The 15,300-nt window shown below is 36.8% G+C and carries 12 protein-coding genes; 1 reads left to right on the top strand and 11 read right to left on the bottom strand.

The window, feature by feature from the left end; genetic code table 11:
- Nucleotides 1-119: 119 nt before the first annotated feature.
- On the top strand, nucleotides 120-602 hold the full coding sequence (locus tag MKX83_RS17210) for a LiaI-LiaF-like domain-containing protein (protein WP_095372375.1): 483 nt from the start codon (nucleotides 120-122) through the stop codon (nucleotides 600-602).
- Between the two features lie 80 nt (nucleotides 603-682).
- Here the strand turns inward: MKX83_RS17210 and MKX83_RS17215 are convergent, their stop codons facing one another.
- From MKX83_RS17215 to leuC, 11 genes are all read right to left on the bottom strand, one after another.
- A complete protein-coding gene (locus tag MKX83_RS17215; protein WP_307312704.1) occupies nucleotides 683-1,420 on the bottom strand; it encodes an amino acid ABC transporter ATP-binding protein in 738 nt (245 codons plus the stop codon).
- A gap of 16 nt (nucleotides 1,421-1,436) precedes the next feature.
- Nucleotides 1,437-2,087 (bottom strand): amino acid ABC transporter permease, encoded by a 651-nt coding sequence (locus tag MKX83_RS17220; RefSeq protein WP_095372373.1) that lies wholly within the window; start codon nucleotides 2,085-2,087, stop codon nucleotides 1,437-1,439.
- 90 nt (nucleotides 2,088-2,177) lie between these two features.
- Nucleotides 2,178-2,960: a transporter substrate-binding domain-containing protein gene (locus MKX83_RS17225; RefSeq protein ID WP_095372372.1), complete on the bottom strand. Its 783-nt coding sequence runs from the start codon at nucleotides 2,958-2,960 to the stop codon at nucleotides 2,178-2,180.
- A 456-nt stretch (nucleotides 2,961-3,416) separates the two neighbouring features.
- Nucleotides 3,417-3,998, bottom strand: a complete 582-nt coding sequence (yihA, locus tag MKX83_RS17230) for a ribosome biogenesis GTP-binding protein YihA/YsxC (protein ID WP_095372371.1) — start codon at nucleotides 3,996-3,998, stop codon at nucleotides 3,417-3,419.
- Nucleotides 3,995-6,322 (bottom strand): endopeptidase La, encoded by a 2,328-nt coding sequence (gene lon / locus MKX83_RS17235; protein ID WP_095372370.1) that lies wholly within the window; start codon nucleotides 6,320-6,322, stop codon nucleotides 3,995-3,997. The genes yihA and lon overlap by 4 nt, the downstream gene beginning before the upstream one ends.
- Before the next feature lie 246 nt (nucleotides 6,323-6,568).
- Nucleotides 6,569-8,251: an ATP-dependent protease LonB gene (gene lonB, locus MKX83_RS17240; protein WP_341056636.1), complete on the bottom strand. Its 1,683-nt coding sequence runs from the start codon at nucleotides 8,249-8,251 to the stop codon at nucleotides 6,569-6,571.
- Between the two features lie 669 nt (nucleotides 8,252-8,920).
- The gene (clpX, locus tag MKX83_RS17245; RefSeq protein ID WP_095372368.1) at nucleotides 8,921-10,186 is read right to left on the bottom strand and encodes an ATP-dependent protease ATP-binding subunit ClpX; all 1,266 of its coding nucleotides are present in this window, start codon (nucleotides 10,184-10,186) and stop codon (nucleotides 8,921-8,923) included.
- Nucleotides 10,187-10,634: 448 nt separating this feature from the next.
- Entirely contained in the window at nucleotides 10,635-11,921 is a 1,287-nt protein-coding gene (gene tig, locus MKX83_RS17250) for a trigger factor (protein ID WP_095372367.1), read from the bottom strand.
- A gap of 158 nt (nucleotides 11,922-12,079) precedes the next feature.
- A complete protein-coding gene (locus tag MKX83_RS17255; protein ID WP_307312702.1) occupies nucleotides 12,080-13,096 on the bottom strand; it encodes a tetratricopeptide repeat protein in 1,017 nt (338 codons plus the stop codon).
- Nucleotides 13,097-13,254: 158 nt separating this feature from the next.
- On the bottom strand, nucleotides 13,255-13,839 hold the full coding sequence (gene leuD, locus MKX83_RS17260; protein ID WP_307312701.1) for a 3-isopropylmalate dehydratase small subunit: 585 nt from the start codon (nucleotides 13,837-13,839) through the stop codon (nucleotides 13,255-13,257).
- Nucleotides 13,840-13,851: 12 nt separating this feature from the next.
- On the bottom strand, nucleotides 13,852-15,267 hold the full coding sequence (leuC, locus tag MKX83_RS17265; protein ID WP_095372364.1) for a 3-isopropylmalate dehydratase large subunit: 1,416 nt from the start codon (nucleotides 15,265-15,267) through the stop codon (nucleotides 13,852-13,854).
- Between the last annotated feature and the right edge of the window lie 33 nt (nucleotides 15,268-15,300).

The raw sequence follows: 15,300 nt of genomic DNA on the forward strand, positions 1-15,300 counted from the left end.
AGTAAATGATTACTTTAGAACTATTATAATTTGATATTTATTATCATAAACACTCCACTATGTACAATACCAAAAATCTGCCTAATATTCAAGTGTACCTAACTGAAAGTGGTGAATAAATGAAAAGTCAACGACTATTTGCCGGTATTATCTTAGTAGGCTACGGCTGTTTCTTTCTCATCCAGCAATTACAGGTTGAGAGTTTACAATCGTTATTGACCTGGCCAGTATTACTAGCTATTACAGGTTTGGCCTTTTTAATCCAAGCATATAGCGGTAAAGAATATAATGCTATATTTCCCGGTGTGATTCTCTTTGGGTTTGGTTTACATTTCATCATTGTTGATCGTTTAAGCATATGGCCTAATCATATTGGTGCCTTTGTCCTTATTATTGCCCTTGCCTTTTTATTATATTACTTAAAAACAGGCAACGGCCTCTTGCAAGGGTTTCTTATGTTAGTATTAGCCATTACTTTATTATTTTATGAAAAAATTTCGCAATATGCAGGTAGCTACGGTGAGATCATTTCATACATAACGAAATTCTGGCCTGCTATTTTTATTATCATTGGCCTCTTTTTCCTCATTAAAAGAAAATAATCTATTAGAAACTTCCATTGAAAAAACGAACATATCTGCAAAGAAAATGTTCGTTTTTTCGTTTTAATTATTAACTCTTTTTAAAGAACAGAATCTAGGAAGCTTTTCGTTCTTTCTTCCTTTGGATGATTAAATAACTCTTCAGGATGACCGACTTCAACGATTTTACCATCATGCATATACACTGCCCAATCTGCTACTTCCCGCGCAAATCCCATTTCATGCGTGACGACAATCATCGTCATTCCTTCTTCAGCAAGTTCTTTCATTGTTGCTAACACTTCACCAACTAATTCTGGGTCTAGTGCAGAAGTTGGTTCATCAAACAGCATTACATCCGGCTTCATCGCTAATGCCCTCGCAATGGCAACACGCTGCTTTTGACCACCCGATAGTTTAGATGGATAAACATCTTTCTTATCCGATAAGCCAACTTTATCTAAGAGTACTAACGCTTGTTCCTCTGCTTCCTTTTTCGATAATTTTTTCACTTGCATCGGTGCTTCCATTATATTTTGTATGACTGTTTTATGAGGGAAAAGATGAAAGTGCTGAAACACCATTCCAACTCTCTGTCTAATTTCATTTAAGTCATGAGAGTCCTTTTCTATTACTTCACCCTCTAATGTAATTGTTCCACTATCTTTTAATTCTAGAAAGTTAAGACATCTTAGTAATGTGCTTTTACCAGAACCACTGGCACCTATTAGACAAACAACATCGCTTTCTTTTACTGTAAAATCAATATCTTTTAATACATGAAGATCACCAAAAGACTTATTTAATTTCTCTATACTAATCATAACTGATTCACTCATCTACATTCATCCCTTTCTATCGCTCACTATTAGACATTTTCTTCTCAACAAGGTTCACAATAACTGTAAATAGAAGAACAAGCACTAAATAATAGACGGCAACAATCAATAAGTAAGTCATATAATCATAATTGATTGATCCTTGTGTTGTGGCAATATTAAAGAGCTCATAGACACCTACAAACGAAGCTAGTGAAGAATCCTTTAACGCGATAATAAATTGGTTCCCGAGTGGTGGCAAAGCACGTCTGCTTGCTTGTGGTAAAATAATTCTTCGCATTGTTAAGCCTGCACTCATCCCTAGGGATCGACCTGCCTCCATTTGACCACTTTCAATAGATTGAATGGCTCCTCTAAAAATCTCTGCAATATAGGCACCATTATGAAAGGCTAAACCTAAAACAACGGACCAAAAACCGGAAATATTTAATGAAGTTAAACCGAAATAAAAGATAAAAATTTGCACAACGAGAGGTGTTCCTCTGACTAAGAAGATATAGAGGTCCGCAACCCACTCTAATACTTTCACTTTAGATATCTTTAACATTGCAAAAAAGAGACCGATAAAAATAGCAATAAAAATTGAGACTATTGTTAATTGAAAAGTTAGGAGCATTCCCTCAAAAAACATTGGGAAGGTGTCAACAAACGTTGTTAGTATGTCCATATTTCCTCCTTAAGGTAAAATGTATTTTCTCTTTAGATAGAAGAGGCGAATGCACACGCAATAAACGGAGATGCATTCGCCAACAGAAAATTATTCTTCTGATTCTACAGTAATATCTTCGCCGATATATTCCTTGCTAATTTCAGTCAAGGTTCCATCTTCATGAAGCTTCTCTAATGCATCGTTAATTTTTTCAAGTAGCTCGTCATTGTCTTTGGCTACAGCAATCGCTTGCTCACTTTTTTCTAAAAGCTGTTTTCCCTCAATATTCATACCCGCACCGATCGCTTCTTTACCTGTAACAAAATCGGTAATTACAGCATCATGCTTTCCACTAGATAAAGCCTCGAGTGCTACGACATCGCTATCATAAAACTTAATATTATCTGTAACTTCTGATACTGTTTTTTGATACGTTGTTCCTTTAGCTACAGCTACTTCAAGACCCTCTAAATCTTCTAATGTTTCTACATCACTATCCGGTCTCACATAAATTTGTGGGCCTGAATAGTAGTAAGGAATCGAGAAATCAACAGCTTGTAATCTTTCCTCTGTTATTGTATGACTAGCAACAGCGGCATCAAAACGTCCTGATTTTACACCTTCAACAATTCCACCGAATTTAAATTTTTGCTGCACTGGTTCTAGTCCTAGCTCTTTTGCAACTGCTTCTGCTACTTCAATGTCGAAACCTGTCATTGAACCATCATCTTGCGTTACACTAAATGGATTAAATTCTCCCGATGAAGCATAAGTGAATTTCCCTTCCTCTGCTAAATCCATTCCTCCACTACTCGCTTCTTCATTTGAGCCACATGCAGCTAATACAGCTACAGATGCAGCAACAATCATTCCTTTAAGTATCTTTTTCACTAGTAAAATATCCCCCTTGTATGTTCTTTTTTCATATACGCTATCAACCTTACCACTCTTACAAATTATTCTCAAAATTCATATTTTATGATATTTTGAGATATAAAACTGTAAGAAAGTCTCACACATCCCTCTTATACTCTATCCTCCTTATTAAACATGTATCCTCCTATATCATCTCTATTACTAAGTATAGCGGGAAAAGGGCTCACTTGATTCACAAGTGAAATTATGTAAACCGAAATTCACGTACATAGTCTAATTTCCCTAAATTCAGAAAAATAAACGTAAACTTCTCAAAAAATGATTAACTTTTAACTTATTTTGATAACCATTAATACTACCAAGATGAAAGATATAGCGAATTAAATCTTTAACAAAAAAAGCGAACAAATCCGGCTTTGTCCGGTTTGTTCGCCTTTTTAAATGTTTGTTTGATTTTAACCTTGAACCCGATTACATCAATCCTTTAATAACAGCCCATGCTTCCTCTTTCCCTTTTCCTGTTTCTGAAGAGAATAAGATAAGGGAGTCACTAGAGTCAACATCAAGGGTTTCTCTCGTCACTTTAATATGTTTCTGCCATTTTGATTTTGGCACTTTATCGGCTTTTGTGGCAATAATGATACAAGGAATCTCATAATGTTTAAGGAATTCATACATCATAACATCATCTTTAGTAGGCTGATGTCTTAAATCCACAATCAGAACAACCGCTCGTAATTGATCTCGAGAAGTGAGGTATGTCTCAATCATTTTCCCCCATGCTTCCCTTTCTTTTTTTGACACTTTTGCATAGCCATATCCTGGTACATCAACAAAATGTAAGATTTCATTAATAAGATAAAAGTTTAATGTTTGCGTTTTACCAGGCTTAGAAGATATTCTTGCTAATCCTTTACGATTCAACATTTTATTAATAAAAGAAGATTTCCCTACATTCGATCGACCTGCTAATGCGAATTCTGGTAATTCTACATCTGGATATTGCTCAGGCTTTACGGCACTGATGACAATATCTGAACTTACAACCTTCATTGTTCCACCCCGTCTACTAACGCTGCTTTAAGCACTTCATCTACATGGGATACAAGCACAAATGAAAGTTCCTCACGAATCGATTCTGGAATATCATCTATATCCTTTTCATTATCTTTCGGTAAGATAATTTTCGTTAATCCCGCCCGATGAGCACTTAGTGATTTCTCCTTTAATCCCCCGATAGGTAAGACACGACCACGCAACGTTACTTCACCTGTCATTCCTACTTCTCTTCTAATTGGTACACCGGTTAATGCTGAAACAAGTGCAGTAGTCATTGTGATTCCTGCAGATGGACCATCTTTAGGGACAGCCCCTTCTGGAACATGAATATGAATATCGAATTTCTCATGAAAATTCTCATCAATCCCTAATTCCTTCGCATTTGAACGCACATAACTAAAAGCTGCTTGAGCGGATTCTTTCATCACATCACCAAGTTTACCAGTTAAGACTAACTTGCCTTTACCTTTTGATAAAGAGACTTCGATTTGAAGTGTATCTCCGCCTACAGTTGTATAAGCAAGTCCTGTAGCGATACCGACTTGATCCTCTAATTCCGCTTGGCCGTATCTAAAACGTTTCTTACCTAAGAAATCTTCAAGGGATTTCGCCGTAACTACAACTCTTTTTTTCGTCTCTGATACAATAATCTTTGCCGTTTTTCTACAAATACCAGCCAGTTGACGTTCTAAACTCCTAACACCAGCTTCTCTTGTATAATAACGGACAACACCTTGAACAGCATCATCTCTCACTTGCAATTGAGATTTCGAAAGACCATGCTCTTTAATTTGTTTTGGCAGAAGATGGTCCTTGGCAATATGAAGCTTCTCATGTTCTGTATAACCAGCAATTGAAATAACTTCCATGCGATCTAATAATGGTCCTGGAATTGTACTTAAATTGTTAGCCGTAGCAATGAACATAACCTTCGATAAATCATACGTCTCTTCAATATAGTGATCACTGAAGTTATGATTTTGCTCAGGATCTAATACTTCAAGCATTGCTGATGAAGGGTCTCCACGAAAATCATTAGACATTTTATCAATCTCATCTAATAAAAATACTGGATTGACTGTTCCTGCTTTTTTCATTCCCTGGATCACTCTACCAGGCATTGCACCAACATATGTTCTTCGATGGCCGCGAATTTCTGATTCATCACGGACACCGCCTAAAGATACCCGGACAAAATTACGGTTGAGTGAGGAGGCGATTGATTTCGCGAGACTTGTTTTCCCTACACCCGGAGGTCCAACGAGACAGAGGATAGGGCCTTTTAAAGAGTTCGTTAACTGTTGCACCGCCAAATACTCAAGCACTCTCTCTTTTACTTTCTCTAAACCATAATGATCTCGATCAAGGATTTTCTCTGCTTTGTTGATGTTTAAATCATCGACCGTTTCTTTAGACCAAGGTATAGCTAATAACCAATCGATATAATTACGAATAACAGAGCTCTCTGCCGAACTAGAAGGAACCTTTTCGTAACGATTTAACTCTTTTAATGCAGTATTTTCTACATTACTAGGCATATTTGCTTCTGTGATTTTCGCTTTTAAATCTGCAATTTCTCCTGTTTTACCTTCTTTATCGCCTAATTCGGTTTGAATGGCTTTCATCTGTTCACGCAAATAATATTCTTTCTGCGTTCTTTCCATCGATTTCTTTACCCGATTACCGATTTTCTTTTCTAAATTAAGCACTTCTTTTTCGTTATGAATAATGCTGATCACACGATTCAAACGATCTTTTATATTAATCGTCTCCAAGATTTCCTGTTTCTCTTTAAGTTTTAAAGGAAGATGAGAAGCAATAATATCAGCTAAACGACCGGGTTCTTCAATATCTGTAACAGATGTAAATGTTTCTGTTGATATTTTTTTAGATACTTTTATGTATTGTTCAAAATGACTTAAAAGAGTACGCATTAATGCTTGGTCTTCTACATCGCGAGATTCAGGCTCTTCGAATGCTTCCACTTTTACTGAAAAATAGTCTTCATCATCTAAAACCTCTGCTATTTTTGCACGTTTAAGTCCTTCTACTAGTACACGAATCGTACCATTTGGCAATTTGAGCATTTGTTTTACCCGAGTAAGAGTACCTAAATGATATAATTCATTGCTGTCAGGCTCATCTATAGAAATGTCCTTTTGTGTTGTTAAAAAGATTAAATGGTCATCTACCATTGCTTTTTCAAGTGCTTGTACTGATTTATCACGACCTACATCTAAGTGCAGGACCATTGTAGGATAAACGAGCAAACCTCGAAGCGGCAGGAGGGGGACGATGATCTCTTTCTTATTCGTCATATACTTGCACCTCCAAAATGCATATGTATCAAGATTTCAATTCATTTTCTTTGTACAATTTTATCTTATTTACTTCACAGTGTCGACTTTTTTAATCTAGTTCCTTTGCTAAAAGAGTTAAAAAGTACAACCGTTTTGTTTGTTTTCTTCATTTCTCGCTTGACAATTACTTATTTCATTCCCTATTTATAGGACTTTAAAACGAAAGGAATAAAAACTCCGGCAGTTGTTGCCGAAGTTATTACCTTACATACTTTCCTTTTTAGCAAGATCAATCGTTGACGCATCTAGTGGTGAAATTAACGGCTTTTCATGTTGATATTCTTTGTGGAGGGCGCACTCGAACACCTCATTCAACGTTTTAACGGTAACAATATGAATTCCTTCCACTTCATTTAATATCGATTGCATATTCTCTTCAGGGATAATAACGGTTTTTGCTCCAGCTTTTTTAGCAGCTTTTACTTTTGGATATACGCCGCCAATAGGCTTAACGGCACCATGAATACTAATTTCTCCTGTCATTGCCACTGTATTGTCTATCGGATGTTTATAAATAGCTGAATATATACCTGTAGCCATTGCAATCCCAGCAGATGGGCCATCAATCGGTACACCACCAGGGAAGTTCACATGAATATCATAATCATCTGCAGGTACGCCCATTGAGCGAAGAACTGTAATCACATTCTCAATTGAGCCACGTGCCATACTCTTTCTTCGAATCGATTTTCCTTGTCCGCCAATACTTTCTTCTTCTACAATTCCTGTAATATTAATTGATCCTTTTTCTTTAGCAGGAATCACAGTAACTTCAATCTCTAATAAAGCACCAGAATTAGGTCCATGAACAGCCAAGCCATTAACTAAACCAACCTTTGCTGTTTCTCCGATTTTTCTTTCCATTCTCGGCACTAACTGACTTGATTGAATCACCCACTCGACATCTTCGTCCTTAATATAATCGCGCTCTTCTTGTATTGCTAGACTCGCTGTCGTTTGTACTAAGTTGACTGATTCACGACCGTTTCTTGCATAAGATGCTAATGTTTTTAAAGCTTGTTCACTTATTTTTAAGTTCACTTTATCGGCTGCTTTTTTAGCAACTTCTGCGATTTCTTCTTCTGTTAATTCCCGGAAAAACACTTCCATACAACGTGAACGAATAGCTGGAGGCAATTCGTTAGGTGTTCTTGTAGTGGCACCCACTAACCGAAAATCTGCCGGTAAACCATTTTTAAAGATATCATGTATATGAGAAGGAATTTGCATATTTTCCTCATTATAATATGCGCTTTCGAGGTATACTTTGCGATCTTCCAACACTTTTAACAACTTATTCATCTGAATAGAATGTAACTCTCCAATTTCATCTATAAACAAGACCCCACCATGGGCATTTGTGACTGCTCCTTGTTTTGGTTGTGGGATTCCTGCCTGCCCCATCGCTCCTGCCCCTTGATAAATGGGATCATGTACAGATCCAATAAGTGGATCTGCAATTCCTCTCTCATCAAAACGAGCGGTTGTCGCATCTAGTTCAATAAAGACGGAGGATGGTTTAAATGGTGATTTTTGATTTTTCTTTGCTTCTTCTAATACTAATCTGGCTGCAGCTGTTTTACCTACTCCAGGAGGCCCATAAATGATGACATGCTGGGGATTTGGTCCACAAAGTGCCGCTTTAAGTGATTTTATGCCATCTTCTTGACCTACAATATCATCAAAGGTCGCTGGCCTAACTTTCTCTGACAGAGGTTCTGACAGTTTAATTGACCTCATCTTCTTTAATTGATCCATTTCTTTACGAGACTCTCTATCAATAGAGACTTTTTGAGTACGTTGGTTTTTAAGTAAGTTCCAAAAATAAAGCCCAATAACAATCCCAAAAAATAGCTGTACAAACAATGCAATTCCCGTCCAACTCATCCTATTCCCTCCTGAACATTTTCTTGCTGTTAATGGATAGTATCTCCTGCGCAAAGTTGGAATAAACAAGAATTTTAAATTCAATAAGAGGAAGCTTATGGTTGTTTTAGCATTTATTATAGACGAATTATTTAGTAAAAAAGGAAATCAATGAAAATAAGTTTTACTTTTTGTTAAGCTGTGATTGAGCTACACAAAAAAGTGGTTGTTTTCATCTTCTACTTTACCTAGAGTAATAAACCTCAATCGTACGATAATTAACAAGTTTTACTATTTTTGATGAATTCCTATTTTACGTTAAAAGAACACACAGCTTATCTTGACTGAAAGGTATTTTTGGGGTCCTCTTTTTCGAGTGAGTTGTTTTTGCTCTGCTAGCTTTGTGGTTTTCACGTTGGATGTACGAGGAAATCGGCTTTGTTCTGCTATCTTTGGTATTTTCTTTTTGGATGTACGAGCTAATTGACTTTGTTTTGCTATCTTTGAACATTTCTACACGAGCTAATCGACTTACCCCTGCTATCTTTGCGATTTCCACTCTACAACTACGAGCAACTACCGTTTACTCCATAATGGGGCGAAATCACTTATCTTTTTTCTCTATCCCTTCAACCTTTTTGCTGGAGGTAATAGAAAAGGAACTAAACCGTAGTTTAGTTCCTTTCAAACTTATGCAGACGTTTTTCTTTCTTCTTTCACAATTGTACCGTCTTCAAGTAATAACTTTGGTGAACCATTCTCAAGGACTGTATCTTTTGTAATGATACATTTTTTAATGTCTTCACGAGAAGGTAAATCAAACATGACATCAAGCATAATTCCTTCAATAATTGAACGTAATCCACGGGCACCTGTTTTTCTTTCAATTGCTTTCTTAGCAATTTCAATTAGTGCTTCATCCTCGAATTCTAACTCAACATCATCTAATTCAAGCATTTTTTGGAATTGTTTTACTAAAGCATTTTTCGGCTTTGTTAAAATTTCAATTAATGCTTCTTCATCTAATGGTGTTAAGCTTGCAATAACCGGTAGACGACCAATAAATTCAGGAATTAAACCGAAACGCAATAAGTCCTCTGGTAAAACCTTAGATAGTAACTCATGTTGTTCAAGTTCTTTCTGCTTATTATCCGAACCGAAACCGATCACTTTTTGACCTAAACGGCGTTTAATGATTTGTTCGATACCGTCGAAGGCACCACCACAAATAAATAAAATGTTCGTCGTATCAATTTGAATAAATTCTTGATGCGGATGTTTTCTTCCACCTTGTGGAGGTACGCTGGCAACAGTGCCTTCAAGAATTTTCAATAATGCTTGTTGCACACCTTCACCAGATACATCTCTTGTAATCGACGGATTTTCTGACTTACGGGCCACTTTATCAATCTCATCGATATAAATAATTCCTTTTTCAGCTTTTTCCACGTCATAGTCAGCAGATTGGATAAGCTTTAGGAGAATGTTCTCAACATCTTCACCAACATAACCTGCTTCTGTTAACGAAGTCGCATCTGCAATTGCGAATGGTACATTTAGAATTCTTGCTAATGTTTGGGCTAGTAATGTTTTACCACTTCCTGTTGGCCCAATCATTGCAATATTACTTTTTGCCAGTTCTACATCATCTACTTTACTGTTCGAATTAATTCGTTTGTAATGATTGTAAACTGCCACAGCTAGGTTTTTCTTTGCTTGGTCTTGACCAATTACATATTCATCGAGAATGTCGCGAATCTCGGACGGCTTTGGCACATCCTTAAATTCAACTTCTTCCTCTGTTCCAAGTTCTTCTTCCACAATCTCGGTGCATAATTCAATACATTCGTCACAAATGTAAACACCAGGACCAGCTACTAGCTTACGAACTTGATCTTGTGTTTTCCCACAGAAGGAACACTTTAATTGACCTTTTTCATCATTAAATTTAAACAAATCCTTCACCCCTTGATCAAACTTCTAAGCGATATATCTTCTGCGAACTTTTGTTTATCATTAGCTAAATATTTGAGCCAATTCACTCGCCAGTTCTTATTAAAAACGCTTGATAAAAACTAACCTATAAGTTATGTATTGCATTGTAACACACTTCAGCAAAAGACAGGAAATAATAACACTTACCTCTAAGTTATGTACGTAATACGTTATTCATGATTCGCAGAAGGAAATCACTCAATAAAACTTGTACTTCCATAAGCATGTCCATTTTTATGCCCATCCATAAGTGGAATTTTTTTCAGGCAGTTATGTATGTGATAAGGTATCCTGCTTTTGCCGTACTGCTATTATGTAATATCTTAAATTGTAGAAAACAAGGCACGATGTGATCGCGCCTTGTTATGTGTAAGTTCCGGGTTGCTACCGTTACTTTGTTATATTCATTTTAAACAGTTTTACTATTTTCTACAAGTAAATCGATTGCTTTTTTCGCTTTAATATCAGATTGTAAACCATCAAGGCTACCACCCAGCGCCATTTGAATATTTTCAGCTGTCATATTATACATTTCAGCCATTTTATTTACTTCTTCGTTTATTTCATCTTCAGAAACTTCGATGTTTTCTGCAGCAGCAATTGCTTCAAGAGTTAAGTTAATGCGCACGCGCTTCTCTGCGTCAACTTTCATTTGCTCACGTAATGCAGACTCATCTTGTCCAGAGAATTGATAATAAAGCTCAAGGTTCATACCTTGCATTTGTAAACGTTGTTCGAATTCTTGCATCATGCGATCTAATTCAGTATCAACCATTGCAGCTGGAATATCAATTGTTGTGTTTTCTGCTGCTTTTTCTACTACAGAATCACGCACATGGTGCTCTGCTTCATGGTTTTTACTATCAACTAGTTGTTTCTTCGTTTTTTCTTTTAGTGCATCTAATGTTTCAACTTCTTCATCTACATCTTTAGCGAATTCATCATCTAATGCAGGAAGTTCTTTTGTTTTGATTTCATGTACAGTCGTTTTGAATACTGCTTTTTTACCCGCAAGCTCAGCAGCATGGTATTCTTCTGGGAACGTAACATTTACTTCTTTAGATTCACCAGCAGAAACACCAATTAATTCTTCTTCAAAACCTGGAATGAATTGTCCAGAACCAAGTTCTAATGAGAAGTTGTCACCTTTTCCACCTTCGAATGCTTCTCCATCAACGAAACCTTCAAAGTCGATAACAACTGTATCACCTTGTTCTGCTGTACCTTCTTCTTTAACAACAAGCTCAGCTTGTTTTTCTTGTAGGCCTTTTAATTCGTTTTCTACATCTTCATCCGTTACTTCTGTATCGAATTTTTCTACTTCAAGGCCTTTATATTCGCCAAGTTCTACTTCAGGTTTTACAGTTACTTTCGCAGTGAAAATAAGCGCTTTACCTTTTTCGATTTGTTCTACATCGATTTCAGGACGATCAACTGGCTCAATGCCTGTTTCATCAATTGCATTTGCATACGCTTCTGGTAAAAGAAAATCTACTGCATCTTGGTATAAAGACTCAACACCAAAGCGTTTTTCAAATAGGCTGCGAGGCATTTTACCTTTTCTGAAGCCAGGAACATTTACTTGTTTAACTACTTTTTTAAATGCAGCGTCTAAACCTTCGTTTAACTTCTCTGCATCTACTTCAATTGTAAGAACCCCTTGGTTCCCTTCTAACTTTTCAAATTTAGCAGACATACTATTATTTCCCTCCAAAATCTATGATCATTTCATTCACAGCAAATAGAATGAATATGTCTAATCGATTATTCATTTATATAAGGTGAATCAGCTTTCTATCCACATAATACAACCATTATATTATAACATAACGTCTCTAGCTTTCAACAATGAGACTATATTTTAGGATAAGAAAATTCTTCTATTGCTTCAATATAAGTAATAGCTGCATGATAATCCTCTTCTTCGACACAATATTTCTCAAGCATCTCATCCACAGCAAGGTCCATCCCTAGGTAATCAATCGCAAGAGTATGATAAGCTGCAGACCATGTTTCAATAGAAAAAGGTTCTAATTCTATCGGATACATGAGAAATAAATGACGGTTCACAAGAGATGCAGCATGTTCAAGTAAAATGGGGTCATCTTGCTCCATTTTCTCTTCTAACACTTTGAGCATTTCAATCCTTTGTTGGAAATGCTCAAAGTCAGGCAAGTGTGCAGGAACAAAACTTTTTATATTACCCATTTTTTCAACAATAACTTCCTTATTATATAGATGCTGTTTTAACACATCGAGAAGTAATGTCTTAAAAAAGGGATGTCCCTCCTCAGATCGTAAATAGGAAAGGATTTCTTTTACATTGTGCACAATATTCTTTTCTGCCAATTCTTTAGCGAGCATCATCTGCTCTTGTTGATCTTTTATTTCAAAAAGCTGTAGGTGATTTTCCGAGCCGTCCTCTACCTCACTGGATTTTATGTCTGCTTCAGCCATTCTACGGCTGAATTCTAATAACCGACTAAAATGTTCAAATTTTTCATGAGGTACTTTGTTCTCTTCAAATAAGTATTCAATAGTGGTCACAATTTCATCGTAGCGATGTAATTGTACTAAAATCATCAAATACATATCTACCACTTGAAGGTAGTCACCTATCCCATTATGGAGCATGTATTCCGCTTGTTTTTGCGCATGTTGTAATTGACCTGATTCAAAAAAGGCAAGCACAAGACCCGTTTGAATATCTTCATCCTTATCATTTAGCTCTGAAGCTTCTGTTAAGAAATCTACTGCCTCTTGAAACTCCCTACGGTGTAAAGCCTCTAACCCTTTCTCTAATAAACGTCTATCTAAAAAGGGAAAGGGAATCACTTTATTTTTTTTGTCATCACGATTATGTTTTGTCATTTTGCCTACGTCCCTTTAATTCCTTATTTAGAGGTAAGTGTAGCATGAAAAGAGAAAAATGCAAAAGGATTGTGCGATTGAGAGGTTCAGCGGAAAAACTTCATAAAAAATGAGCCCTATATACAATGCATACGGGCTCACAAGTAATGATTTATTTACTATCTTAATGCTTGTTCATATGCAGTGATGTGATCATCTAATTGCAAGGTAATTTCAATCTCATCCCACCCATTCATTAGCATCGTTTTCCAATAAGCATCAATTTCAAATGATACTTGGAACCCTGCTTCATCACCAATCGTTTGCTTCTCTAGATTCACTTCTAATTGATAAGGCTGTTGTTTGCCTTTTTCAAGTAATTGCACAATTTGCTCCTTTGGTAACGCAATCGGTAACACACCATTTTTCAGGCAATTTTGATGAAATATATCTGCGAAGGATGGTGCTAATATCACTTTGAACCCATAATCTAGGAGGGCCCATGGTGCATGCTCCCTAGATGACCCACAACCAAAATTCTCATTTGCAATTAAAATCGATGCATGTTGATTTTCATCTTGATTCAATTCAAATGTTGGGTTTAAACTACCATCTGCCATATAACGCCAGTCATAGAACAAAAATTGACCAAAGCCCGTTTTTTCAATTCGTTTTAGAAATTGCTTAGGAATAATCTGATCTGTATCTACATTGGCACGGTCAAAAGCAATCGCTTTATCCTTTAAAGTTTTAAATCCAGTCATCTACTCCGCTCCCTATCTTACTGGTTGTCTTTCAACCATTTTTCTAACATCGACAAAATGACCATGAATAGCTGCTGCTGCAGCCATAATTGGACTGACTAAATGAGTTCTCGCTCCAGATCCTTGCCGACCCTCAAAATTCCGATTAGATGTGGAAGCACAATGTTCACCGCTAGGGACAATATCATTATTCATACTCAAACACATACTGCAACCCGAATCTCTCCATTCAAACCCAGCTTCTCTAAAAATTTCATCCAGACCTTCTTCTTCTGCAAGCGACTTGACCGTTTGTGAACCTGGCACAACTAGTGCACGCACATCAGGATGAACTTTATTGCCTTTGATTACAGAAGCAGCCTCACGTAGATCTTCTAGTCGTGAATTGGTACAAGAACCGATAAATACATGTTGAATCTGAATATCTTCTATTTTCTGTCCTTCCTTTAGTCCCATGTATTTAAGCGCACTCTCAAGTGATTTCTTTTCCACGGCTGTTTCATAATCACTTGATGTAGGAATTGAATCAGTAACTTTAGATGTCATCGCTGGGTTTGTCCCCCAGCTAACCATTGGGGCAATATTAGCTGCATCAATAGTAATCACACGATCATAAGTTGCATCTTCATCCGACACTAATGATCTCCATTTTGTCACTAGCTCTTCAAAGGCATCCCCTGTTGGGACATACTTACGTCCTCTTAAGTAAGAAAATGTTGTTTCATCAGGGTTCACTAATCCCGCCCTCGCGCCACCTTCTATCGACATATTACAAATCGTCATCCGCTCTTCCATTGACATATGAGCAATAACTTCTCCCGTATATTCAATGACATGTCCTGTTCCAAAATCAAACCCATACTGAGAAAGGACATAAAGGATAACATCTTTTGCTGATACACCTTGTTGCCTTTTTCCATTGATTTCGATTTTTAACGTTTTCGGTTTTTGGCGCCAGATGGTTTGTGTGGCTAACACATGCTCCACCTCACTTGTACCGATACCGAATGCAATCGAGCCGAATGCACCGTGTGTGGATGTATGACTATCGCCACATACAATTGTCATCCCTGGTTGCGTTAGGCCTAATTCCGGACCAATGACATGAACAATTCCTTGGTCTGGATGATCAATTCCTGCTAGTGGTACTTGGAACTCTTCACAGTTTTTTTCTAGTGTTGTCATCTGGTTTAATGCAATCTTATCATTGATGACTTTACGATTATCTGTTGGGATATTATGATCCATCGTAGCGAAGGTTTTATCTGGTCTTCTAACCGTTCTTCCTTTCATTCTTAGGCCAGAAAACGCTTGAGGCGATGTCACTTCATGCACTAAATGCAGATCTATATACAATAAGTCCGGTTTTCCCTCTTCTTGATGAACAATATGTTGTTTCCATATTTTCTCTATAATTGATTGCCCCATTAATATTCACACCTTTCTAAAAGAAACACGGAC

It is taken from the genome of Cytobacillus sp. FSL M8-0252 (genome assembly GCF_038007345.1).
GTDB classification, from domain to species: Bacteria; Bacillota; Bacilli; order Bacillales; family Cytobacillaceae; genus Cytobacillus; species Cytobacillus kochii.

Coding starts and splice junctions, on each gene's coding strand:
- MKX83_RS17220 (WP_095372373.1), bottom strand. CDS start 2,087: ATGGACATACTAACAACGTTTGTTGACACCTTCCCAATGTTTTTTGAG.
- yihA (WP_095372371.1), bottom strand. CDS start 3,998: ATGAAGGTTGTAAGTTCAGATATTGTCATCAGTGCCGTAAAGCCTGAG.
- MKX83_RS17210 (WP_095372375.1), top strand. CDS start 120: ATGAAAAGTCAACGACTATTTGCCGGTATTATCTTAGTAGGCTACGGC.
- lon (WP_095372370.1), bottom strand. CDS start 6,322: ATGACGAATAAGAAAGAGATCATCGTCCCCCTCCTGCCGCTTCGAGGT.
- MKX83_RS17255 (WP_307312702.1), bottom strand. CDS start 13,096: ATGACAAAACATAATCGTGATGACAAAAAAAATAAAGTGATTCCCTTT.
- leuC (WP_095372364.1), bottom strand. CDS start 15,267: ATGGGGCAATCAATTATAGAGAAAATATGGAAACAACATATTGTTCAT.
- MKX83_RS17215 (WP_307312704.1), bottom strand. CDS start 1,420: ATGAGTGAATCAGTTATGATTAGTATAGAGAAATTAAATAAGTCTTTT.
- leuD (WP_307312701.1), bottom strand. CDS start 13,839: ATGACTGGATTTAAAACTTTAAAGGATAAAGCGATTGCTTTTGACCGT.
- lonB (WP_341056636.1), bottom strand. CDS start 8,251: ATGAGTTGGACGGGAATTGCATTGTTTGTACAGCTATTTTTTGGGATT.
- tig (WP_095372367.1), bottom strand. CDS start 11,921: ATGTCTGCTAAATTTGAAAAGTTAGAAGGGAACCAAGGGGTTCTTACA.